Below are 25340 nucleotides of genomic sequence, written 5' to 3' on the forward strand. Positions count from 1 at the left end.
CAAAAAAAGAATTATGAATAAAGCAGTCATTGAACTTCAAAATATCAAACGCAACTTCCAGGTGGGGGACGAAACCGTGCATGCCCTGCGCGGCGTCTCGTTCACCATCCGTGAAGGCGAGTTTGTCACCATCATGGGTACATCGGGCTCCGGAAAGTCGACTTTGCTGAATACCCTCGGCTGCCTGGACACGCCCACCAGCGGCGAATACCTGCTGGACGGTATCTCCGTACGCACCATGAGCAAGCCTCAACGCGCCGTACTACGCAACCGTAAAATCGGCTTCGTATTCCAGAGTTACAACCTGCTGCCCAAAACCACTGCCGTGGAAAATGTGGAGCTACCGCTGATGTATAACTCCTCCGTCTCGGCTTCCGAAAGGCGGAGACGTGCCATCGAAGCCCTGCAAGCCGTGGGGCTGGGCGACCGACTGGAACATAAGTCCAATCAGATGTCCGGCGGTCAGATGCAACGCGTAGCCATCGCCCGCGCCTTGGTGAACAATCCCGCCGTTATCCTGGCAGACGAAGCTACGGGTAACCTGGACACCCGTACTTCTTTCGAGATTCTGGTACTGTTCCAAAAGCTGCATGCCGAAGGACGCACCATCATCTTCGTCACCCACAACCCCGAAATAGCCCAGTACAGCAGCCGCAACATCGTGCTGCGCGACGGACAAATCAAGGACGACACCGTCAACACCCAAATCCAGAATGCAGCCGAAGCCCTGGCAGCATTGCCTAAACAAGAGGAGGAGGAATGAGGGATAAGGGATTAAGGATTAGGGATTAATTTTAAACTTTCCATTAAAACGATATGAACGGAACAAACCTTTTCAAAATAGCCTTGCGAGCCTTGAACAACAACAAGCTGCGCGCATTCCTCACCATGCTGGGCATCATCATCGGCGTGGCGTCCGTCATCACGATGCTTGCCATCGGACAAGGTTCGAAGAAAAGCATCCAGGCGCAAATCTCCGAGATGGGCTCCAACATGATTATGATTCACCCCGGTGCCGACATGCGCGGCGGTGTCCGCCAAGACCCCAGCGCCATGCAGACCTTGAAGCTGACCGACTACGAAGCCCTGCGAAACGAAACCAACTTTCTGGCTGCCGTCAGCCCCAATGTCTCCTCCAGCGGGCAGCTCATCGCGGGCAACAACAACTACCCCTCCTCCGTGAGCGGCGTGGGCACGGACTATCTCGAAATCCGGCAGCTCAGCGTGGAGAACGGCGAGATGTTTACCGAAGCCGACATACAGACCTCTGCCAAGGTGTGCGTCATCGGAAAGACCATCCAAGACAACCTCTTTCCCGGAGGAGAGGACCCTGTGGGACGTATCATCCGCTTCAACCAAGTGCCCTTCCGCGTGGTGGGCGTGCTGAAGTCCAAAGGCTACAACTCCATGGGCATGGACCAGGACGACGTAGTGCTTGCCCCTTACAGCACCGTGATGAAACGCCTGCTGGCACAGACCTACCTTAGCGGCATCTTCGCCTCCGCCCTCACCGAGGACATGACGGACAATGCCACCGACGAAATCACCGAGATACTGCGCCGCAACCACAAGCTGAAGGAGAGTGACGACGACGACTTCACCATTCGCAGCCAGCAGGAACTCAGCACCATGCTGAACTCCACCACCGACCTGATGACCACGCTGCTTGCCTGCATAGCCGGCATTTCGCTCGTAGTGGGCGGCATCGGCATTATGAACATCATGTACGTATCGGTGACGGAACGCACGCGCGAAATCGGCCTGCGCATGAGTGTAGGCGCCCGCGGTGTCGACATCTTGAGCCAGTTCCTCATCGAAGCTATCCTCATCAGCATCACCGGAGGCATCATCGGCGTCATCATCGGATGCGGAGCCAGCTGGATAGTGAAGAGCGTTGCCCACTGGCCCATCTTCATCCAGCCGTGGAGTGTATTCCTCTCCTTCGCCGTATGTACCGTCACCGGAGTGTTCTTCGGTTGGTATCCCGCCAAGAAGGCTGCGGACCTCGACCCGATAGAGGCCATACGCTACGAATAACCTTTTCTCCCTTGCCGGAAGTTAGCCAAATAGTTCTTAAGTATTAGGAAAAAAGTTTCCGGCAATAGGGAAAAAAGTTATGCGAAACCAAGGATAATCTCTATCCCAAGCCTTGGGATAGACATCCGCAAGCTTGGGATACATATCCGCAACCTGGAAACGCTTATCCGCAACCTGCGAACAGAGATTTGCTTCGCAGGCGGCGGATATTTCCAATATCCACCTAAAATCCGTATCTTTGTATCATGATGAAACAACAGCTCCCTAACCCACGCCGCCGCGGCATCGAAACCCTGATACACATCATTGTCTGGGGTATCGTCATCGGTTTCCCCTTTCTGATGATGACACGCAGCGGCTTCAATATCAGCCTTGCGGACTATCTGCGCCACGGTAGCAGCAGTACCCTCTCATTCTTCCTTGTATTCTACATCAACTACTGCCTCCTCATTCCCCGCTACTTGTTCGAGGGACGCATCCGGCAGTATCTCCTGCTGAACACACTGCTCATCATCTGCATTACCACCGGCGCCCACCTTTGGCAAGAATACACATTCCAAAACCATATGCGCGGCGATGATGACGGTCAGCACATGGGGCCTCCCAAATGGATATTCATCTTGCGCGACGTCTCGACCATGATTCTCACCGCCGGCCTCAGCGCTGCCATCAAGCTGAGCCGCCGCTGGGCGCAGATGGACGCCGCCCGCCGCGAAGCCGAGAAAAGCCGCACGGAAGCCGAGTTGAAGAACCTGCGCAACCAGCTCAACCCGCACTTCCTGCTCAATACGCTGAACAACATCTACGCCCTCATCGCCTTCGATGCCGACAAGGCACAGACTGCCGTGCAGGAACTGAGCCGACTGCTGCGCCATGTGCTGTATGACAATCAGCAGAACTTCGTCACCCTGGACAAGGAGATGGACTTCATCCGCAACTACATCGAACTGATGCGCATCCGTCTCTCCGCCAACGTCCGTGTGGAAACAAAGATAGACGTCCGACCGGACAGCCGTACCGAAATAGCTCCGCTCATCTTTATTTCCCTCATAGAGAATGCCTTCAAGCATGGCATCTCCCCCACCGAGCCCAGCTTTATCCGTATCCACTTCAGTGAAAGCCCCGGAGAGATACGTTGCGAAATAACCAATAGCTATCATCCCAAAAGCGTGGCAGACAAGAGTGGAAGCGGCATCGGGCTGGAACAAGTGCGCAAGCGTCTGGAGCTGACCTATCCCGGCCATTACGACTGGCAGCAAGGAGTGAGTGAGGACATGAAAGAGTATAAATCTATTTTAATTATAAAGATATGAATCTGAAGTGCGCCATTGTAGACGACGAGCCCCTCGCCCTGGGGTTGCTGGAAAGCTACGTCAACAAGACCCCGTTTCTGGAGTTGGTCGGTAAATACTCCAGTGCCGTGCAAGCCATCAAGGAGTTGCCCGAGAAGCACATCGACCTGCTTTTCCTCGACATCCAGATGCCCGAACTGAACGGACTGGAATTTTCGAAGATGGTCGATTCCGGCACCCGCATTGTCTTTACCACCGCCTTCGACCAGTATGCCATAGACGGCTACAAAGTCAATGCGCTGGACTACCTGCTGAAACCCATCTCCTACGTCGACTTTCTGCAGGCTGCCAACAAGGCTGTGCAATGGTTTGAATTGCTGCAACAGCCCAAGGAAGAGATTCAGAGCATCTTCGTAAAGAGCGAGTATAAGCTGGTGCAAATCGAACTGAGTAAAATTCTGTACATAGAGGGGCTGAAAGACTATCTCAAAATCTACGAGGAGGATTCTCCCAAGCCTATCTTGTCTCTCATGAGCATGAAGGCAATGGAGGAACTTCTGCCTGCTTCGCGTTTCATGCGCGTCCACCGTTCCTACATTGTTCAGAAGAATAAAATACGTATTATAGACCGTGGCCGCATCGTGTTCGGAAAGAATTACATCCCGATAAGCGACAGCTATAAACTGGCTTTTCAAGAATTTTTAGACCAAAGAAGCTAAAAAAATCGACCAATCCGTCGATAAAATCGGAAAAACCGTCGATTTATTATAGAATCCTTTTGCATATTAAAATATGTTTTTTTATCTTTGCACCGAACAGATAGGAGTTGTGAAACTCCCCCAATAGAATAGTTTAGTTAAGTCTAGTTTAGTTTTTGTGTGAAGCACTTCCTCCGTAAGCGAACGTTGGAAGTGCTTTTTACATATCAACACTATTTAATCCACAAGCAGAAAAATTATCAAAGCAAATTTAAAAAACTATATATAACTACATATCAAACACCAACATAACATTCATTTTCTTATCTTTAATACAGAAACAAGTGGGCACGCATGTTTTATGATTTTACTAATCACATCTGTATAATGTTAGTTTCGCGACAACCATTATACGGTAATAATCTTGTAAATTATGGAAATCAAGAAAACATCCAAAGCAAGCCTGGAAAACAAGAAGTCAAGTTGGCTACTTGTAGGTTATGTAATTGTGCTGGTCTTCATGTTCGTTGCATTTGAATGGTCGAAGCGTGATGTTAGGATTGACATGAGCGGTGCTATTACCGAGAACGTATTTGAGCAGGAAATTGAAATTCCTATCACGGAGCAACCCGAATTAGTAGCTCCGCCACCCCCTCAAGCTCCTGCAATTGCCGAGGTATTGACAATTGTGGATGATAATGACAATGTGAAAGAAACAGCCATTGCCTCTTCCGAAGAAATCGGTGAAGCTGTAATCATCAAACCCATATCTCCAACCGTAGATGAAGAGATTCCGGTAGAGGATGAGATTTTTGAAGTTGTAGAGAAGAATCCCGAGTTTTCTTATAATGGCATGAGTCTGATGCAATATCTGGGTAAGAGTATAAAATACCCGACTATTGCACAAGAGACCGGAACCCAGGGGCGCGTAATAGTACAATTCGTTGTCAACAAAGACGGCAGCATCGTAGATGTAAAAGTAGTAAGAGGCGTAGATCCCTATCTGGACAAAGAAGCTATCCGTGTGATTTCCACCATGCCCAAATGGAAACCCGGTGAGCAACGAGGCAAACCGGTCCGTTGTAAATTCACAGTTCCCGTAATGTTTAAATTACAATAGCAGACATGCCAGTGTCCACTTTCCACTTGTCTTCATAAGGTAATCTCCAATATCCGAGGGTGTGTCGAAACTGGTATTCACCACAGATTACACAGATTTGCACAGATAAGCATCTTTGATTATCAGTAGATTAAGCTCATTCTGTGTTAATCCGTGTAATCTGTGGTGAATTTTGACACACCCCCATTTTTTTAAGTATCAACACAGCCATTTCCTTCTTCCATATTTTTCTTTCCGCAGAAAAACAAAAACATTCAGCCCTCTCAGACTGTTACATAGAAAAACAATATATCACTCCTGATAAAACCACACGATAATGAAATCACAACTCTTTGACATCAGAAGAGAATATAAGAAAGGCAGGCTGACACCGGGTAACCTCAACGACAATCCCTTTGAGCAATTCGACCATTGGCTGAACGATGCTATCCATAGTGATGAGTACGAGCCCACCGCCATGACGGTAGCTACAGTCTCGTCAGACGGACATCCCTCTACACGCACAGTGTTGCTGAAAGGGGTGGAAAATGGCCGGTTCATCTTCTTCACCAACTACGAAAGCAGGAAAGGCCGGCAACTGACTGCAAATCCGTATATATCCTTATCTTTCGTATGGCACAAACTGGAAAGGCAAATACACATTGAAGGAAAAGCTGAAAGATGCGCTCCTGCCGATTCTGACGCCTATTTTGCAAGCAGGCCTTACAAAAGTAAAATCGGGGCGAGGATTTCACCCCAAAGTCACGTCATCGGCAGCCGTATGGAAATAATGCGCGCGTTCGTCTGCGAAGCGGCAACATGGGTAGGGCAAAGTATCAAACGTCCCGACAACTGGGGAGGTTTTGCCGTCACCCCTTTCCGTTTTGAATTCTGGCAAGGACGGGAAAGCAGGCTACACGACCGTTTCCTCTATTCCCAACAAGCGGATGGCAGCTGGAAAAAGGAGAGGCTGGCTCCCTAAATACGGACAGGGAAACACTTCTCATCACAAATAAATCTTAAAAGGAGGAACAAAGCCACAGAAACGCTGTTTGAAGGGGAAACTCTAAAAACAACAGTTATGAATTACGGTATCAGTATTCTTTTCAGGGCTATACCCTTGTTGATGGCCCTTTTCTGTTTCGGCTACGGAGCCTTTGTGCTCCACGAAGGACTGGATTCGGCAAAATTTGTGGCCGGTCCGGTAGTATTTTCCTTAGGGATGATTTGCATTGCCTTGTTCGCCACAGCGGCAACAATCATTAGACAAATTATTCATACCTACAATCCGATAGCCAGATACGCACTTCCGGTTATTGGTTACCTGGCAGCCGTACTCACAGTAATCTATGGTTGGAATTATATGCACGAAACTGCCACGGCAAGCAATTTCGTGGCAGGACACGTGATTTGCGGAGTCGGTTTCATCACAGCTTGTGTAGCTACCACAGCCACAGCCTCCACCCGCTTCACCCTCATTCCCGCCAACTCGGAACGTACCGACCAGCTACAACCTGCCGATGCATTCAATTCCTCCCAGGGATATATCCTGATAGCAGTTGCCACCCTTATGGCAGTAATGGCATGGATATGGGCCTTCTGGCTATTGTCAAAAAGCAGCGAGCACAATGCATATTATGTAGCAGGCCATGTCATGGCAGGACTTGCTTGTATCTGTTCCAGCTTAGTGGCGCTGGTTGCAACCATCGTCCGCCAGATACGCAACAACTATACAAAGGCTGAACGGAAACAATGGCCGGCCCTTGTTTTGATAATGGGCAGCATCAGCATTCTCTGGGGACTTCAGGTCTTGGCCAACAGCAATCCGGCACTCTCCTCCACAGGATATATTATGATAGGCCTGGGACTGGTATGCTACAGCATTTCCAGCAAAGTCATACTACTTGCCGCCATCTGGCGGAACACTTTCAAGCTGGCCAACCGCATCCCGCTGATTCCGGTCTTCACGGCCCTGGCTTGTCTGTTTCTCTCCGCCTTTCTGTTTGAGATGGCAAGCCTGCACAATGCCTATTTTGTCCCTGCACGCGTACTGGCTGGTTTGGGAGGCATCTGCTTTACATTATTCTCCATCGTAAGCATTCTGGAGAGCGGTACATCTAAGTAGACATTTTCCCGCCATTGGCCTGAGCATCGAGAAACAATTCCACACGCTCGGCATGGTGGGCCACATAAGCTGCCGGACCGGTATCCCCGGAATCAAGAATATCGCGGACCACATCCGCCTTATTCTTGCCGGTAATAAAGAAAATAAGATTCTTCGCAGCAAACAAAAGGCAGCCGGTCATGGCTATGCGTTTCTGCCCATTATAGGGATTGACACTCACCTCATAAGGATGAAAGGAAGAAAGCAGATATTCCTGCCCCGGAAAGATAGAGGAGGTATGCCCGTCGTCTCCAGCACCGAGCAAAACGACATCGAAGGCCGGGAAGCCACCCCAAAGCGGAACCGTGCGGCAAACCAGCGTCGAATAGTTCTTTGCTTCAATCTCCGGGCGGTTCACTCCATAAATAGGGTAAACGTATTCATCGGGCATGCCTACTTCATCCAACAGCAAACGGCGCATGGTACCATAATTGCTCTCATAATCCTCTGCCGGTACACACCGCTCATCCACCCAATAAATCCGCATCCGCATCCAAGGAGTCACCTCCTTGTATTCGTTAGCCCAAATGTCAAACATCAGCGAAGGAGTACTTCCCCCGCTGAATGCAAAATAAAAGGTCTTTTCCGGCTCACGCTCCATCATCGCAATCAAATGTTCAATCAACGCATGTGCCGTAGCTGTAGCCGAATGGTAAACATAACTTTTCATAACTCGCAATATTCATCTGTATTAGTCAAATTCTTACACGGATTGGTCCACTCAGCACCATGTTCGCGCATCATCGCTTCACTTTCCAAAGGTCCCCACGTACCTACGGGATACCCATACAAAGGAGCATCCGGATGCTCTTTCCAATAGCGCAACACGGGATCGAAAAAGCGCCATGAAGCCTCTACCGCGTCGCTGCGGGTAAAGAGTGTAGGATCACCTTGTATGCAGTCCTCTATCAGACGGGCATAAGCATCGCCGGTAGGCAACCCGCCCAACTGGTCATAACTGAAGTCCATCATCACCTGCTTCACGTCAAATCCCGGTCCGGGAGTCTTCATGCCGAATTTCAGCACAATGCCTTCATTGGGTTGCAAGCGGAGAATCAGCTTATTCGCACGGGGACAATGTCCACCCTCGCAACGGAACATCTGATGGGGCGTCTCACGGAAATGCACAACAATCTCAGTCACTTTTGTCGGCATTTGTTTGCCGGTACGGATATAGAAAGGAACCCCCTTCCACCGCCAGTTGTTAATACCGATTTTCATGGCAATATACGTTTCGGTACGCGAATCTGGTGCCACGTTCTTCTCTTCCCTATACCCGGCTTTCGAGCCCGAAGCCGTATATTGTCCGCGGACAATGTGTTCCTCCAAATCCTCCTCTGTCAAGGGAGCCAATGACTCATAGACCTTCACCACCTCGTTGCGGAAATTATCGGCATTGAAAACGGCAGGCGGTTCCAATGCAGTGAGCGCCACAAGCTGTATGAGGTGGTTTTGTACCATATCGCGCAGGGCTCCGGCACCTTCATAGAATCCGCCACGTCCTTCGATACCCAGATTCTCTACGGCTGTAATCTCCACATAGTCTATATAATTACGGTTCCATAGCGGTTCGAAGATTCCGTTGGCAAAACGGAAGGCGAGAATGTTCTGCGCCGTTTCCTTACCCAGAAAATGGTCGATGCGGTAAATCTGATGCTCCTTGAAAACGGAAGCATAAATGCTATTCAGCTTTCTGGCTGACTCCAAATCGTAACCGAACGGCTTTTCAACGATGATACGCGTATCAGGACGGTTCAGACCGGCCGCCTTCAAGTGCAAGGGAATGACACCGTACAAGGAAGGTGGAGTAGCCAGATAGAACAGCAGGTTGTCCGGTTTCTGCTCACCGGTAAACTCTTGTAAACGTCCGTCCAGCAGATGATAGCCTTCAACCTCGGCAGGGTCCAAAGTCTGGTAATGCAGATGGCTGCAAAAATCCTTCATTTTATCTTCCACCTGCTCTTTGGAAGCTACGAACTTACTCAATTCACTCATTATATATTCTTGGTAACGGGCATCCGTATACTCGGTGCGTCCTATCCCCAGAATGGAGAATCCTTCCGGCAACCGCCCGCCACTATATAAAGTGTAGAGCGCCGGCATCAGTTTGCGCTTCGTCAAGTCACCCGAAGCGCCGAATATAACAATCACTAATTTTTTCATCATCTTCTCCCCTTTCTCACACATTGTACGTACCCGATTTCGTATCTCCTCCGTGTCCCGTCCAATTTTCATGGAAAAACTGTCCACGCAACTCGTCTGTCCTTTCAAAGGTGTGCGCACCAAAATAGTCACGTTGCGCCTGAATCATATTGGCAGGCAACTTGGCAGACACCAGCGAATAGAAATAATTCAAGGCGGACGAGAATGCAGGCACCGGAAGTTCCTCTTTCATGGATTGTGCCACCAGATGTTTCCAGCCGGAAAGCAACAGCTGCATTTCATTTTTGAAATAAGGAGCCAACAGCAGATGTTTGGGCTTGTCTTTAGCCTCGAAAGCCGTAGCTATGTCGTTCAGGAAAATACTACGGATGATGCAGCCACCCCGCCACATGCGGGCGATGGATGCCAAATCGAGGTTCCAGGCAAAAGCGTCGGATGCACGCTGCAACACGGCAAATCCCTGAGCATATGACACCAATTTGGAAGCATAGAGTGCGGAATAGATATCCTTCACCATCTCCGACTTGTTGTACACCGCCTGCGAGCGTCGGCATACAAATTGCTTGGAAGCCGTTTCTCGCAAGCCCTTCTGTGCCGACAAACTACGTTCGAACACAGCCGTAGCAATCAACCCCAACGGCATGCCCAGCTCCATCGCATTGATAACGGACCACTTGCCCGTACCTTTCTGTCCGGCGGTATCCAATATCTTATCTATCAGGTAACCTCCTGATTTGTCCTTATGACGCAGTATGTTGGCGGTAATTTCAATGAGATAGCTACGCAACTTGCCCTCATTCCAATCAGCAAAGATTTCCGCCATCTGTCCATTGTCCAGACCAAGCAGATTCTTCATCACCCAATAAGCTTCAGCAATAAGCTGCATATCTCCATATTCGATACCGTTATGTATCATCTTGACGAAATGACCGGAACCGGCAGGACCAATCCACTGGCAGCACGGAGTACCGTCAGATGCTTTTGCCGCAATACTCTGCAGGATAGGCTTCACCTCAGGCCAGGCACTTTCAGAGCCTCCGGGCATGATAGACGCGCCGTTCAGCGCCCCTTCCTCTCCACCGGAAACTCCGGCTCCCACAAAACGGAAGCCTTTCTTTTCGGCCAATGCCACACGCCGGTTGGTGTCCTCATAGTTGGAATTACCACCGTCAATCAGGATATCCCCTTCGGACAAATGGGGAAACAGCTGCTCCATCAGCTCATCCACCGCACTGCCGGCACGAACCATCATCATTATTTTGCGAGGTGTGGCAATGGAAGTTACAAATTCGGCTATGTCTGTATAGCCTTCAATTTTTTTCCCTTTGGCGCGGCCGTTCACAAAACGTTCCACCACCCCTTCTTCCACTCCCGGAACCGTACGATTATACACCGATACGTTCCATCCCTTATCTGCCATATTGAGAGCCAAATTCTCGCCCATCACGGCCAGACCGATAAGTCCAATGTCTGTTTTATTTAAATTCTTCATATTCATGTAAATTTTGTCTTTATATGGAAACAAAATGCTAACAGCATTTGTTCGTATGAATTACGAAAATAAAATAGTACTTTTGTCAGCGAAAGCCTATTTTTCAACCAGACAGAAAACCAATGCTCATGAAGAACTTCCACATCGGACTATTGCCACGCATCATCATTGCCATTATCTTAGGTATACTTTTCGGAAATTTCCTACCGGCTTCGCTGGTACGGCTGTTCGTAACATTCAATGCCATTTTCAGTGAATTCCTGAACTTCTCCATCCCCCTCATCATTGTGGGACTGGTCACGATTGCCATTGCCGACATCGGCAAAGGAGCCGGACGGATGCTGGTCGTCACGGCACTCATTGCTTACGGAGCTACCCTATTCTCCGGCTTTCTCTCCTACTTCACCGGTATGGCGGTATTTCCTTCCCTCATAGAAACCGGGGTGCCGTTAGAAGAAGTCAGTGAGTCTCAAGGCATTCTTCCCTATTTTTCCGTGGGTATCCCGCCCTTGATGAATGTTATGACCGCACTCGTACTTGCCTTCACACTGGGGCTGGGCCTGGCTCATCTGAAAAGTGAGGTACTGAAAAATGCGGCACGCGATTTTCAAGAGATTGTCATCCGCATGATCAGTGCAGTGATATTGCCGCTGCTTCCCATCTATATTTTCGGCATTTTCCTCAACATGACGCACAGTGGACAAGTATTCGGCATCCTGATGGTCTTTATTAAGATTATCGGTGTAATCTTCCTGCTTCACATCTTTCTCCTGGTATTCCAATACAGCATTGCGGCACTGTTTGTCCGCAAGAACCCTCTCAAACTACTGGGACGAATGATGCCTGCCTACTTCACGGCTCTAGGCACTCAATCCAGTGCCGCCACTATCCCTGTAACATTGGAGCAAAGTCGGAAGAACGGCGTCTCTGCCGATATTGCCGGATTCGTCATCCCACTTTGCGCCACCATCCATCTGTCGGGCAGCACATTGAAGATTGTGGCATGCGCCCTGGCACTGATGATAATGCAAGGCATGCCCCATGATTTCCCTCTATTTGCAGGATTTATCTTCATGCTGGGCATCACTATGGTAGCCGCTCCCGGGGTACCGGGAGGCGCCATCATGGCATCACTGGGCATCCTGCAATCCATGCTGGGCTTCGACGAGTCGGCACAAGCGCTGATGATTGCACTATACATAGCGATGGACAGCTTCGGTACTGCCTGCAATGTGACGGGCGACGGGGCAATCGCACTGATTATCGACAAAGTGATGGGAAAGAAATAGTTTATATTTTGCCATCTCGTGGAAAATAACGAATATTGCAGTCCGAAAAGACATAATAACAAGAAGCATACATTATGAAGAAAGCCCTTATCTCCGGCATTACCGGGCAGGACGGCTCGTTCCTTGCCGAATTCCTCCTGCAGAAAGGATATGAAGTGCACGGTATCCTGCGTCGCTCTTCCTCTTTCAACACCGGCCGCATCGAACACCTCTACTTCGATGAGTGGGTACGCGACATGAAACAGAAACGTACCATTAACCTGCACTATGGAGACATGACAGACTCCAGCTCTCTCATCCGTATCATCCAGAGTGTGCAGCCGGACGAAATATATAACCTTGCCGCCCAAAGCCATGTCAAAGTATCCTTCGACGTGCCCGAATATACCGCCGAAACCGATGCCGTAGGCACCCTGCGCATGCTCGAAGCCGTACGCATTCTCGGTATGGAAAAGAAGACACGCATCTACCAGGCCTCCACTTCCGAGCTCTTCGGAAAAGTGCAGGAAGTGCCGCAAAGCGAAACGACCCCGTTCTATCCCCGCAGCCCCTATGGCGTAGCCAAACAGTATGGCTTTTGGATTACAAAGAACTACCGCGAAAGCTATGGCATGTTTGCTGTAAACGGCATACTCTTCAACCACGAGAGCGAACGCCGAGGTGAAACCTTCGTGACAAGAAAAATCACACTGGCGGCTGCCCGCATCGCCCAAGGCTTCCAGGACAAGCTGTATCTGGGCAATCTGGATGCCCGGCGCGACTGGGGATATGCCAAAGACTACATCGAGTGCATGTGGCTCATCCTGCAGCACGACACCCCCGAAGACTTCGTCATTGCCACCGGAGAAATGCATACCGTACGCGAATTTGCGACACTGGCATTCCGAGAGGTAGGCATCACTCTGTGCTGGGAAGGCCAGGGAGTGGATGAGAAGGGTATCGACACACAGACCGGAAAAGTCCTCGTGGAAGTCGACCCCAAATATTTCCGGCCTGCCGAAGTGGAACAATTGCTGGGCGACCCCACCAAAGCAAAAACACTGCTGGGATGGAATCCGAGGCAGACCAGTTTTGAAGAGTTGGTACGCATCATGGCAGAGCACGACATGAAATTTGTGAAGAAACTGTATTTAAGAAGCAAAGAGCTTTGAATGAACTATTAAACTTTCAGACAACAATGTTAGACAAAAATGCCAAAATATATGTAGCAGGCCACCGGGGACTGGTAGGTTCTGCCATCTGGAAAAATCTTGAGGAGAAAGGATACACCAATCTCATCGGCAAGACCCACACAGAACTCGATCTGCTCGACGGAGTTGCCGTACGCCGCTTCTTCGACGAGGAACAGCCCGAATATGTATTCCTTGCCGCCGCCTTTGTGGGTGGCATCATGGCCAACAGTATCTACCGTGCCGACTTCATCTACAAGAACTTGCAGATACAGCAGAACGTCATCGGCGAAAGCTTCCGCCACGGAGTGAAAAAACTTCTCTTTCTGGGCAGCACCTGCATCTATCCCCGTGATGCCGAACAGCCGATGAAAGAAGACGCACTCCTCACTTCTCCGCTGGAATACACGAACGAGCCCTATGCCATCGCCAAAATAGCCGGACTGAAAATGTGCGAAAGCTTCAATCTTCAATACGGTACGAACTACATTGCCGTGATGCCCACCAACCTTTACGGTCCCAACGACAACTTCGACCTGGAACGCAGCCACGTGCTCCCTGCCATGATACGCAAGATACACCTCGCCCACTGCCTGAAACAAGGCGACTGGGATGCCGTACGCCACGACATGAACCTGCGTCCGGTGGAAGGCATCAACGGCGACAGCAGCAAAGAGGACATTCTGAATATCCTCCGGAAATACGGCATCAGCGAAGAAGAAGTGAGATTATGGGGTTCCGGCACCCCCTTGCGCGAATTCCTCTGGAGCGAGGAGATGGCAGATGCCAGCGTCTTCGTCATGGAACACGTCGACTTCAAAGATACCTTCGAGCCGGACGACAAGGAAATCCGCAACTGTCACATCAATATCGGTACGGGCAAGGAAATCACTATCCGCCAGTTGGCAGAGCTGATTGTCAACACCGTAGGCTATCAGGGCCGGTTGACCTTCGACACTTCCAAACCCGACGGCACCATGCGCAAACTGACCGATCCCGGTAAGTTACATACATTGGGATGGCATCATAAGATTGATATCGAGGAAGGTGTGCAACGCATGTACCGATGGTACTTGGGAAAGTAATTAGTGACGTCTGATTAGCCATGAATGCCATACGGTACAAGGTGGGAACTGTATTGTTTATATTGCTGATACTTTTATCAGGTATCAGCCCAACCATGAATGCCATGATAGCTCCCGTGACCTATTCCGTTCGCGGCAAAGTCATCGACAGACAGTCCAGACAACCCGTGGCCTACGCCAACGTTTTCGTTGCCGGCATCCCCGGGAAAGGGGCATCCACCGATTCACTCGGCACATTCAAGATAGAGCAGGTACCTCCGGGCATCTATAGCCTTGAGGCATCCTGCATAGGATACCAGACTGTTTCCACCCCCGAATATATCGTTTCAGCCTCAACCCCGTTCATCGAGATAGAGATGGAAGAGGATGCCAATCTGCTGAACACAGTAGTGGTGGTGCCTTCCCCCTTCCGGCGAAGTATCGAAAGCCCGGTCAGCATGCGTATCATCGGCTTGCAGGAAATAGAGAAAAGTCCCGGAGCCAACCGGGATGTTTCGCGCATCGTACGCTCCTATCCCGGCGTCTCTTTCTCTCCCATCGGCTATCGCAACGACTTGATTGTTCGGGGCGGTTCTCCTTCCGAAAACCGCTTTTATATGGATGGCATCGAAATCCCCAACATCAACCACTTTGCCACTCAGGGTGCATCCGGAGGACCGGTAAGTATTGTCAATGCCGACCTGATACGCGAGATTACATTTTATACGGGCGCCTTCCCCGCCAACCGCTCCGGAGCCTTGAGTTCCGTCCTCGACTTCCGCCTCAAGGACGGAAATCCGGACAAGCAGGCGTTCAAAGCCACCATCGGCGCATCGGAAGTCTCGCTCAGCGGAGCAGGCCATCTGGGGCAGCGCACCACTTATCTGTTCTCCGCACGCCAGTCCTACCTGCAACTTTTGTTCAAGGCTTTGGGACTGCCCTTCCTGCCCAATTTCATTGACGGACAATTCAAAACAAAAACCCGTTTCAACGAGCACAGCGAGCTGACCCTGCTTGGTCTTGCAGGCATTGACAAGATGAAACTGAATACCGATGAAAAAGGAGAAGATGCCGAATATCTGCTCAGCTATCTCCCCACTATCCATCAGGAAACATTCACTCTCGGAGCCTCTTACAGACACTACAATGGAAGGCACGTACAATCCCTTATACTGAGCCATAACTACCTGAACAACCGCAATCTGAAATACCGCAACAACGATGACTCTTCCGAAGACAACCTGACCCTGCGCCTACGCTCCACAGAACAAAAGACCACCCTGCGTTTCGAAAACCAAACGCGCTTGGGAGCATGGACCCTAAAAGAAGGAGCAGAACTGAACAACTCCATCTATACAAACCACAGCAGGCAAAGACTATACGGCAGTCATTCGGGTACGCTTTCCATCTACGAAACCTCACTCAACATCTTCGGCTGGGGGGCTTTCTTCTCTTCCAACTATACCACCGCCGACAAGCGTCTGGCCCTTTCTGCCGGTATCCGTATGGATGGCAACACTTACAACCGAAAGATGCGGCAGCTATGGAAACAGTTCTCCCCACGCCTCTCTGCATCCTACAAACTCTCGGAACAATGGACCCTGAGCGGAAGTACCGGCCTCTACCACCAATTGCCTCCCTACACCGCTTTGGGATATAAAGACAATGAAGGGCAATATCTCAACAAAAACCTGAAGTACATGCAGGTCTTTGAAAGCAGCCTCGGTGTGGACTGGCACCTGCAAGACCGGTTCATGGTTTCTGCAGAAGGTTTCTTCAAGCGTTACAGCCGTATGCCACTTTCCCTTCAAGACAACATTCCGTTGGCATGCAAAGGAAACGATTACGGTGTCACTGGCAACGAAGCACTCGTCCCTACAGCCAGCGGCAGGGCCTACGGACTGGAAACCATGTTCCGCTGGCAGGCATCCGGCAAGTTCAATCTCGTATCCTCCTTCACCTTATACCGCAGCGAATACCGCAACCGTCCAGATGGAGACTTCATTCCATCTGCCTGGGACAACCGTTTCATACTCAACATGAGCGGTACATACAACCTGCCCCGGCGCTGGAGCATAGGAGGCAAGCTAAGCTATATAGGCGGCAGCCCCTACACTCCCTATGATGAAGACAAATCATCACTCGTAGAAGCATGGGATGCCAAAGGACAGCCCTACTACGACTATGCGTACTATAATACCGGGCGGCTTCCCAACTTTGCCCAGTTAGACTTGCGTGTGGACAAGTCCTTCTACTTCCATCACTGCATGATAGGAATCTATCTGGACATACAGAATATCACCGGCAACAAACTGAAGCAGCCGGATGTGATAATGAGTACGGGCATCATCGAAAATCCGTCTGCTCCTGTTGCCGAACAGCGTTATAAAATGAAATACCTCAAGCAGGAAAGCGGCACTATCCTGCCTACTTTAGGTATAACTGTCGAGTTTTAGCAAATAGCCGCCATAAAAACTATTTTCCCTATAAAAGTTTGCTTTCTATATATAAACCCTTATATTTGCACAATTTTCAACCAAATGTGCAATTAATATCATGGAACAAAGTTTTATCGCCTATATAGAGAATAGCATAAAGGAAAATTGGGATTTAGACGCTCTGACCGACTATAAGGGAGCAACCCTACAATATAAGGACGTAGCCCGCAAAATAGAAAAGCTGCATATCATTTTCGAGGCAAGCGGCATCAAGAAAGGCGATAAGATTGCCGTCTGTGGCCGCAACAGTTCCCACTGGGGCGTAACGTTCCTCGCAACATTGACCTACGGTGCGGTAATCGTCCCCATCCTTCACGAGTTCAAGGCAGACAATGTACACAACATCGTGAACCATTCCGAAGCCAAACTGCTTTTCGTAGGCGACCAGGTTTGGGAAAACCTCAACGAAAGTGCCATGCCGCTGCTGGAGGGCATCATGATGATGGCAGACTTCTACATTCTTGTCTCCCGTAGCGAAAAGTTGGACTATGCCCGCGAACATCTCAACGAAATGTTCGGTAAGAAATACCCCAAGAACTTCCGCAAGGAACATGTCAGTTATCACAAGGACCAGCCCGACGAACTGGCGGTCATCAACTATACATCCGGCACCACCAGTTACTCCAAAGGAGTGATGCTGCCCTACCGCAGCCTTTGGTCAAACACCACTTTTGCTTTCGAAGTATTGCCGCTGAAAGCCGGTGACAAGATTGTCTCCATGCTGCCAATGGCACATATGTACGGACTTGCATTCGAGTTTCTGTATGAATTCGCCGTAGGTTGCCACATATTCTTCCTCACTCGTATGCCCAGCCCCAAAATCATTTTCCAGGCTTTCACCGAAGTGAAGCCTAACCTGATTGTGGCTGTTCCGCTCATTATCGAAAAGATTATAAAGAAGAGCGTACTGCCCAAGCTGGAAACTCCCGCCATGAAGTTGTTGCTGAAAGTACCCATCATCAATGACAAGATAAAGGCGACCGTACGCGAACAAATGATTCAAGCCTTTGGCGGAAACTTTGCAGAAATCATTGTAGGAGGAGCTGCCTTCAACCAGGAAGTGGAGCAGTTCTTAAAGATGATAGATTTCCCCTATACGGTAGGCTATGGAATGACGGAATGCGGTCCCATCATCTGTTACGAGGATTGGACCCGCTTCAAACCCGGTTCTTGCGGAAAGGCCGCACCGCGTATGGAGGTGAAAATCCTATCATCCGATCCCGAAAACATTCCGGGAGAGATTGTCTGCCGTGGTCCCAATGTCATGCTGGGTTACTACAAGAACGACGAGGCCACCGTACAGGTACTCGACAAAGACGGCTGGCTGCACACCGGAGACCTTGCCCTGATGGATGCCGAAGGCAACGTAAGCATCAAGGGACGCAGCAAGAACATGCTCCTTGGTCCGAGCGGTCAGAATATCTACCCGGAAGAGATAGAAGACAAACTGAACAATATGCCGTATGTAGCCGAAAGCATCATCGTGCAGCAGAATGAGAAACTGGTAGGTCTGGTTTACCCCGACTTCGATGATGCCTTTGCCCATGGGCTGAACAATGACGACATCGAACGCGTCATGGAGGAAAACCGTGTGGCACTGAATGCAGAACTGCCCGCATACAGCCAGATATTCAAAATGAAAATCTATCCTGAAGAATTTGAAAAAACGCCGAAGAAATCTATCAAACGCTTCTTGTATCAGGAGGCCAAAGGATAATGTAAAAAAACAATTAAACTACAACCTATCTAACCCTTTCTAAATTATTATCTAAATGAGAAACGAATTATTATTATCCGCCATGCTTCCGATATGCGGAATGGCGGGAGAAGCGTATGGCATGCCGCCTGGGGATGCCGTACCTGCTCCAAAAGAGCAGCCAAACATCATTCTGTTCCTAGTGGATGACATGGGATGGCAAGACACGTCCCTCCCCTTTTGGACACAGCGTACCAAGTACAACGATACGTACCATACTCCCAACATGGAACGGATGGCTACACAAGGCAAAATGTTTACGCAGGCCTATGCATGCAGCATCAGTTCACCTACGCGTGTCAGCCTTTTTACGGGAATGAATGCTGCCAGGCATCGAGTCACCAGTTGGACCCTCCGCAAGAACACTACCCATGAACAACCCGACTCGGTCATGATTTATCCGGAATGGAACGTTAACGGCATTTGTCAAGAGCCTGGCGTGGAACGGACCACACAAGTCACCTCCCTGGCCGAAGTGCTCAAAGACCATGGCTATCACACCATTCATTGCGGAAAAGCCCACTTCGGTGCTGAAGGCACTCCCGGAGCCGACCCGTTGAAAATGGGGTTTGAAGTGAACATAGCCGGACATGCCGCCGGTTCACCTGCCAGCTACTATGGCAAGGAGAATTTCGGCAACAAAACAGACGGTAAAAGCCCGCTGGCTGCCGTACCCGGTCTGGAGAAATATCATGGAACCGACACTTTCCTAAGTGAAGCCCTTACCATAGAGGCCATGAAGGCCCTGGACGATGCACAGCAGACTGACAAGCCATTCTTTCTGTACATGGCACACTATGCCATCCATACCCCTATACAACCTGACATGCGTTTCTACCAGAAGTACCTGGACAAAGGCCTTCCTCCGGTAGAAGCTGCCTATGCTACTCTCATTGAGGGTATGGACAAAAGTCTGGGAGACATTATGGATTATCTGGACAAGAACAACCTGACGGAAAACACTATCCTCATCTTCATGTCCGACAATGGCGGTTTGGCGGCCCATACCCGCGCCGGACAACTGCATGTCCAGAACTATCCGCTCAACAGTGGTAAAGGTTCCGCCTACGAAGGAGGCATACGTGAACCAATGATTGTCCGCTGGCCGGGCATCGTAGCGCCCCAAACCCAATGCGACCATTACCTGATGATAGAGGACTTCTTCCCCACCATCCTTGAGATGGCAGGCGTAGACAACTATACAACCGTACAGCAACGCGACGGCATCAGTTTCATGCCATTGCTCACCGGAAAAGGTAAAATGAAAGACCGTGATATCTACTGGCATTATCCCAATAGCTGGGGTCCTTCCGGCCCGGGCATCGGAGCCACTTGCTCCATCCGTTCGGGCGAGTGGAAGCTGGTGTATTATTTCGGTGACGGTAGACGGGAACTTTTCAACATCCCCGCCGACATCAGTGAAAAACATGATATGGCCCGAGAGAAGCCTGAAGTTGTCAAAGAGTTGTCACGGAAATTAAGTAATTACCTCCGGTCTGTGGATGCGCAGCGCCCTCTGTTGCGTGCCACCCGCCAACCAGCTCCCTGGCCGGACGAAATATAGAAAAAAGTATGAAACGAAACCTTTCCCTCCTCCTTGTGTCCCTGCTTTTTGCAGGGACAGCTCTTGCCCAAGAACATAATCCGGGCAGCGTACAGCCGGATACGATTCAGAAATCCTCCGAGAAATCTTTCCGGAAACAACGCTCTCCACGAACAGACCATGGCCCGGTAGGTATCAATATCTCCTTATGGAAAAACATCTCCACACAGCGGACTGATACCATAGGAAGCACCTGCTTCAATCTGGGTGTGTTCTCCTCCATGAACCGTCTGAATGGCCTCGGCATGAATATTCTTGGCAGTGTAACCGGCAGGGATGTGAACGGTGTACAGATGGCAGGTCTGTCAAATATGGTGGGGGGAAGCATGCGAGGCATGCAGATAGCAGGAATTACCAACATCAATGGCAACAACCTTATCGGAGTATCCGTTTCGGGACTAGTAGGTATCACCGGAAACCATGCGCAAGGCGTCATCATTTCCGGTCTGGCAAACATCAGTGGGGACTATAATCGTGGCGCCTCCATAGGCGGCCTGTTGAATATCAGCGGAGAAGGTGCTTCCGGCATACACTTTGCCGGACTCGCCAATATTTCCGGTGGAAATTTCAAAGGATTTTCAGGGGCCGGCCTGCTAAGTGTAATCGGTGAAGACTTGAATGGCATGCAGATGTCCGCCCTTACCAACATCACCGCCGGAGATATGACCGGTGTTCAGGTTTCCGGCCTGGGCAATGTGGTGGGTGGTACAGCTCGAGGATTACAAATAGGCGCTGCCAATATGGCTATACGCGCCAAAGGGCTTCAAATAGGTCTATTCAACTACTACAAAGAAAAATTAGATGGTTTCCAGTTGGGATTAGTCAATGCCAATCCCCAAACAAAAGTTCAACTGATGTTTTTCGGTGGTAATGCCACCAAGCTGAATGTAGGTGCCCGTTTCAAGAACCGGCTCTTCTATACCATCCTCGGTGGCGGTACCCATTATCTGGATTTTGGCGATAAGTTTTCCGCTGCCCTCTTCTACCGTGCCGGTCTTGAATTACCGCTCTACAAACAGCTGTTCATCAGCGGAGATCTGGGATACCAACATATAGAAACCTTCAAGAACAAGGACTACGGCATTCCGGCACGTCTCTATGCCCTCCAGGCACGTGTCAATCTGGAATACCACCTGACCGAGCGCTTTGGCATATTCCTCACCGGCGGTTATGGCGGCAGCCGCTACTACACCCAAGGGAAAACCTATGACAAAGGCATCATTGTAGAGGGCGGGGTGACGATACTGAAATTATAAATTATTGTTTCTCCTTAATCAGCCCCGTCCTATACGCCACCAGCAGTTTCATCAAATCCTGAATCTGCGTAACGAGTTCACTTCCTTTATCCGTATCCTTCACCATCATACGCTGCGAATTGAATTCGACAACCAGGGTTGTAGACTTGATGTCTTGTCCTTCTTCAATGGCTTTCTGACGGCTCTGGAACGGCTCATGCTGCACCAACTGCAAGCCGTGGGAATGATATACCAGCGTATATCCCGCAATTCCCGTTTCCGGCTGATAGGCTTTTGAAAAACCACCGTCAATCACCAGCAGCTTACCATCCGCTTTGATGGGTTTCTCACCTTTAATGGTCTTTACCGGTACATGTCCGTTGATGATATGCGAATGTGGCCCCGGCTTCACGCCGAACTCTTCAAGAATGCGGTCACACACCTCAGCCTCGTTGCGCAAAGCATAGTAATGCCCTTTCGTCTCCTTATGCAATGTTTTGTCGGCCACAAAATAGCGTTCAAAGGTAGCCATCTTGTCTTTATCGAAGGAAGGGGCATCCGGTCCGCACCACATGTACCAGACATAATCCAGTGCAAACTGTTTCTCGTCCGAACCGTCCTCGTCAAAGTAAGCGGTACGTATCAGCTGGTCGGTCTTTTTCAGCAACTTACGTCCCCAGTATTCCTTTTGGCCGATGCGGACATGTTTAAAACTGCCGTCCGCATTCAGAGGCACGGAAGCATGATAAAGCAGGTTACTGTTGCACACCAGATACATGCCGCCATACGTAAACAAGCAGCGCATGTGCTTCTTCATCTTCTCGCTGTTCATGAAAGAAGAATGAATCCGGTGCATCAGTTCGCGCTCTTCGTCCGACAGACGATACGGGTCCGCCGGGTCTACGGTGGGGAAATTCACATCGCGCAACGGATATTCCTTGCCTTCGTATACAAACACACCACGCTCGAAATCCACCAGATGCAGCAGTTTCCGGTTCTCCATACCGAACTCAGGACGGCGGCTGATGATTTCCGCCTCCAGTTTCAACTGGATAACCGTAATCGCCTTGTGCATCTGTGTAATCAGCCGCAAGGTCTTCTCATTGTATTCCGCATCGGCAAAGTTCATTTTCGGCGCAAAGATGGTGCAAGGGTCATCCGCATAGGTATCCATGGCAAACGTTGCAAGCGGCAACAGATTGATGCCATAACCATCCTCCAGCGTTGCTAAATTGGCATAGCGCATCGACATACGGATTACGTTGGCTATACAAGCATCATTACCCGATGCGGCACCCATCCACAGAATATCGTGGTTACCCCATTGGATGTCGAAATTATGATAATCACAGAGAGTATCCATGATAATATGCGCACCCGGTCCGCGGTCGTATATATCGCCCACGATATGCAGCGAGTCGATGGTCAAGCGCTGGATAAGGTTGCACATCGCCACAATAAAATCATCCGCACGCTTCGTAGAGATAATGGTACTGATTATGACATTGATATAGGCATGTTTGTTAGGTTCGATGCTCGATTCGTGCAACAGCTCTTGAATGATATACGAGAACTCTGCTGGAAGTGCCTTGCGTACTTTCGAACGGGTATATTTGGACGAAACGTTCTGGCATACTTTTACCAACTGGTTCAGTGTTATCAAATACCAGTCATCCAGGTCCGTTTCCTGCTCCTTGATAAGTTGCAGCTTCTCTTCCGGATAATAAATTAACGTACAGATTTCCTTCTTCTCACTTTCGCGCAGTGTATGCCCGAATATTTCGTTCACCTTACGTTTCACTGCCCCCGATGCATTCTTCAGCACATGCTGAAAAGCCTCATACTCGCCATGAATATCCGTCAGAAAATGCTCTGTACCTTTCGGCAGATTCAGAATGGCCTCCAGATTGATGATTTCTGTACTGGCATCAGCAATGGTAGGAAAACTGCGTGATAATAATTGCAAATAACGCAAGTCATTGACAATACTTTCCGGAGTTATATTTCCCATAGTTATTTAATTGATAGTTGATAAATGACAGTTGATAATATCCCTCATTCTTCATTATCCATTAATGAAGAACATGAGCAGCACTTGGGCTATAATTACCCGTAGAAACATGCACAGCGGATAAACCGTAGCATAAGCTACAGACGGATTGTCTCCCGGAATGGTGTCGTTGGCGTAGTTCAGCGCCATGGGGTTTGCCATGCTTCCGCACAGCATACCCGCCATTGTTCCGAAATCTATCTTCAGCCACTTGAAGGTAACGATACCCATAATCAATACCGGAACCACAGTCAACGCAAAACCCGTAGCAATCCATAACAGCCCTTCCGGCCGGAATACCGTATCGAAGAAATGGGCACCTGCATCCAGTCCCAGGCAAGCCAGGTAAAGAGACAATCCCAATGCACGGAGCATCAGGTTCGCACTGCGCGTAGTATAAGTCACCATGTGCATCCTCGGACCGAATGTCCCGATAAGAATACCTACGATGATAGGGCCTCCTGCCAATCCGAGCCGCACGGGAGCGCTGATGCCGGGAATGGAAATAGGAATTGCTCCCAAAGCCAGACCGATGACAATGCCGATAAATACCGCCACCAAGTTCGGTTCCTTCAGGCTTTTCACAGCATTGCCCAGCACCTTCTCCACATTTTGTATAGCAGCGGCTTCGCCCACTACGGTCAGGCGGTCACCCAATTGCAAGGTCAGTTCCGCTGTGGCCAGCAGCTGCACGCCGCTACGATAAACCCGGCTGATATTGATACCGTAATGATTACGCAGATGGAGAGAACCCAGCTTCTTGCCGTTCAACTCCGGGCGCGTCACCACGATACGTTGCGAAATCAACTGGCTGTCTATGGCATTCCAGTCTATATCTTCCTTGTTCCAATCAGTATGCTCCTGCTCGCCGAAAAGCACAGTCAGAGCCGGCGTATTTTTCTCCGAGGTAATCACCAGCAGGCGGTCACCTTCCTTTATAATCTTTTCCGAGGTAGGAATACTCACATTCCCATCCCGCCACAAGCGGGAAATCACGAACTTCGGATAGCTGTTCAGCCCGCCTATTTCCTTGATACTCTTGTTGAAGATGGCAGGATTGTGCACCTGGAACGCAACAATGTAAGGCTTGTTCACGTCATCCTTCTCTTTCAATTCCAGGTCTTCCTTATGCGCCAGCGTCTTACGGATGAACAGTACGGCCAGAATGACCCCTACCACCCCCAGCGGATATGCCACCGCACACCCCAAAGCAGGGGTACTGGACTCCAATCCCATCTGTTTCAATGTCTGCTGTGCCGCACCGAGTGCCGGTGTGTTTGTCGTGGCACCGCAAAGTATGCCCACCATATCCGGCAGGGATACTCCCAACCCATAGCTGCCCAGTACAGTCAGCAGGGTGCCGATAAGCACTACACCCGTGGCGAGCATATTCAGTTGTACCCCTCCTTTACGGAAAGAGCTGAAAAAACCCGGTCCCACCTGCAAACCCAAAGCATACACAAATATCACCAGCCCGAAGCTTTCCGCATAATTCAGCATCTGCGGGTCTATGGACAACCCGAAATGCCCGGCAATGATGCCGGCAAAGAATACAAACGTCACTCCCAATGAAATGCCGCAAACATGTATCTTCCCCAATCCCAATCCGATAGCGGAAATCAGTGAGAGTACCACAACCGCCTGCAAGGCGGAGTGCTCGACGAATAAACTATATAGCCAGTCCAATGTGCATTCTATTTTACAGTTTCAGGCTGCAAAGATAGTGCAAAC

Annotated in this window: 19 protein-coding genes; 14 read left to right on the top strand and 5 right to left on the bottom strand. The window is 49.8% G+C overall.

Going from position 1 to position 25340, the window contains the following annotated elements:
* Nucleotides 1-13 precede the first annotated feature (13 nt).
* From DW947_RS02100 to DW947_RS02130, 7 genes are all read left to right on the top strand, one after another.
* Entirely contained in the window at nt 14-763 is a 750-nt protein-coding gene (locus DW947_RS02100; protein WP_044467527.1) for an ABC transporter ATP-binding protein, read from the top strand.
* A gap of 53 nt (nt 764-816) precedes the next feature.
* Nucleotides 817-2037: an ABC transporter permease gene (locus DW947_RS02105; protein ID WP_005836280.1), complete on the top strand. Its 1221-nt coding sequence runs from the start codon at nt 817-819 to the stop codon at nt 2035-2037.
* Nucleotides 2038-2282: 245 nt separating this feature from the next.
* Nucleotides 2283-3350, top strand: coding sequence for a sensor histidine kinase (locus tag DW947_RS02110; protein ID WP_118940768.1), 1068 nt, complete (start codon nt 2283-2285; stop codon nt 3348-3350).
* Nucleotides 3347-4048, top strand: coding sequence for a LytR/AlgR family response regulator transcription factor (locus tag DW947_RS02115; RefSeq protein ID WP_005828060.1), 702 nt, complete (start codon nt 3347-3349; stop codon nt 4046-4048). Before DW947_RS02110 ends, DW947_RS02115 begins: the two co-directional genes overlap by 4 nt.
* 412 nt (nt 4049-4460) lie before the next feature.
* Nucleotides 4461-5147: an energy transducer TonB gene (locus DW947_RS02120; RefSeq protein WP_005828058.1), complete on the top strand. Its 687-nt coding sequence runs from the start codon at nt 4461-4463 to the stop codon at nt 5145-5147.
* 316 nt (nt 5148-5463) lie between these two features.
* A complete protein-coding gene (pdxH, locus tag DW947_RS02125; protein WP_117962796.1) occupies nt 5464-6108 on the top strand; it encodes a pyridoxamine 5'-phosphate oxidase in 645 nt (214 codons plus the stop codon).
* A gap of 99 nt (nt 6109-6207) precedes the next feature.
* Nucleotides 6208-7251 (top strand): DUF2776 family protein, encoded by a 1044-nt coding sequence (locus tag DW947_RS02130; RefSeq protein ID WP_117962794.1) that lies wholly within the window; start codon nt 6208-6210, stop codon nt 7249-7251.
* On the opposite strand, the gene pgl is transcribed toward DW947_RS02130, so the two are convergent.
* The 3 genes from pgl to gnd are packed head-to-tail and all read right to left on the bottom strand — an operon-like array spanning nt 7244 to nt 10945.
* On the bottom strand, nt 7244-7960 hold the full coding sequence (gene pgl / locus DW947_RS02135) for a 6-phosphogluconolactonase (protein ID WP_005836269.1): 717 nt from the start codon (nt 7958-7960) through the stop codon (nt 7244-7246). The two genes, DW947_RS02130 and pgl, sit on opposite strands and share 8 nt — an antisense overlap.
* Nucleotides 7957-9453, bottom strand: a complete 1497-nt coding sequence (gene zwf, locus DW947_RS02140) for a glucose-6-phosphate dehydrogenase (RefSeq protein WP_117962889.1) — start codon at nt 9451-9453, stop codon at nt 7957-7959. The genes pgl and zwf overlap by 4 nt, the downstream gene beginning before the upstream one ends.
* A 16-nt stretch (nt 9454-9469) precedes the next feature.
* Nucleotides 9470-10945 carry a decarboxylating NADP(+)-dependent phosphogluconate dehydrogenase gene (gene gnd, locus DW947_RS02145; protein ID WP_117962891.1) on the bottom strand — a complete coding sequence of 492 codons (1476 nt, stop codon included), beginning with the start codon at nt 10943-10945 and terminating at the stop codon, nt 9470-9472.
* 128 nt (nt 10946-11073) lie between these two features.
* Here gnd and DW947_RS02150 point away from each other — a divergent pair, with 128 nt between their 5' ends.
* From DW947_RS02150 to DW947_RS02180, 7 genes are all read left to right on the top strand, one after another.
* A complete protein-coding gene (locus tag DW947_RS02150; RefSeq protein WP_005837656.1) occupies nt 11074-12234 on the top strand; it encodes a dicarboxylate/amino acid:cation symporter in 1161 nt (386 codons plus the stop codon).
* A 74-nt stretch (nt 12235-12308) separates the two neighbouring features.
* Complete coding sequence (gmd, locus tag DW947_RS02155; RefSeq protein ID WP_005836261.1) at nt 12309-13385, top strand: GDP-mannose 4,6-dehydratase; 1077 nt, start codon at nt 12309-12311, stop codon at nt 13383-13385.
* Between the two features lie 26 nt (nt 13386-13411).
* The gene (locus DW947_RS02160; protein ID WP_117962792.1) at nt 13412-14488 is read left to right on the top strand and encodes a GDP-L-fucose synthase family protein; all 1077 of its coding nucleotides are present in this window, start codon (nt 13412-13414) and stop codon (nt 14486-14488) included.
* A gap of 20 nt (nt 14489-14508) precedes the next feature.
* Nucleotides 14509-16923: a TonB-dependent receptor gene (locus DW947_RS02165; RefSeq protein ID WP_117962790.1), complete on the top strand. Its 2415-nt coding sequence runs from the start codon at nt 14509-14511 to the stop codon at nt 16921-16923.
* A gap of 100 nt (nt 16924-17023) precedes the next feature.
* Nucleotides 17024-18682: a long-chain fatty acid--CoA ligase gene (locus DW947_RS02170; protein ID WP_005828046.1), complete on the top strand. Its 1659-nt coding sequence runs from the start codon at nt 17024-17026 to the stop codon at nt 18680-18682.
* 55 nt (nt 18683-18737) lie between these two features.
* The gene (locus tag DW947_RS02175; RefSeq protein WP_005828045.1) at nt 18738-20285 is read left to right on the top strand and encodes a sulfatase; all 1548 of its coding nucleotides are present in this window, start codon (nt 18738-18740) and stop codon (nt 20283-20285) included.
* A gap of 8 nt (nt 20286-20293) precedes the next feature.
* Nucleotides 20294-21580 (top strand): LA_2272 family surface repeat-containing protein, encoded by a 1287-nt coding sequence (locus DW947_RS02180; protein ID WP_008663090.1) that lies wholly within the window; start codon nt 20294-20296, stop codon nt 21578-21580.
* 1 nt (nt 21581) lies between these two features.
* Here DW947_RS02180 and DW947_RS02185 read toward each other — a convergent pair whose 3' ends face one another.
* Both DW947_RS02185 and DW947_RS02190 read right to left on the bottom strand, forming a co-directional pair.
* Nucleotides 21582-23570, bottom strand: a complete 1989-nt coding sequence (locus DW947_RS02185) for a fructose-1,6-bisphosphatase (RefSeq protein ID WP_005828043.1) — start codon at nt 23568-23570, stop codon at nt 21582-21584.
* Nucleotides 23571-23624: 54 nt separating this feature from the next.
* Nucleotides 23625-25295: a putative transporter gene (locus DW947_RS02190; RefSeq protein ID WP_005828042.1), complete on the bottom strand. Its 1671-nt coding sequence runs from the start codon at nt 25293-25295 to the stop codon at nt 23625-23627.
* Between the last annotated feature and the right edge of the window lie 45 nt (nt 25296-25340).

Source organism: Bacteroides sp. AM44-19, assembly GCF_003603395.1.
GTDB classification, from domain to species: domain Bacteria; phylum Bacteroidota; class Bacteroidia; order Bacteroidales; family Bacteroidaceae; genus Bacteroides; species Bacteroides uniformis.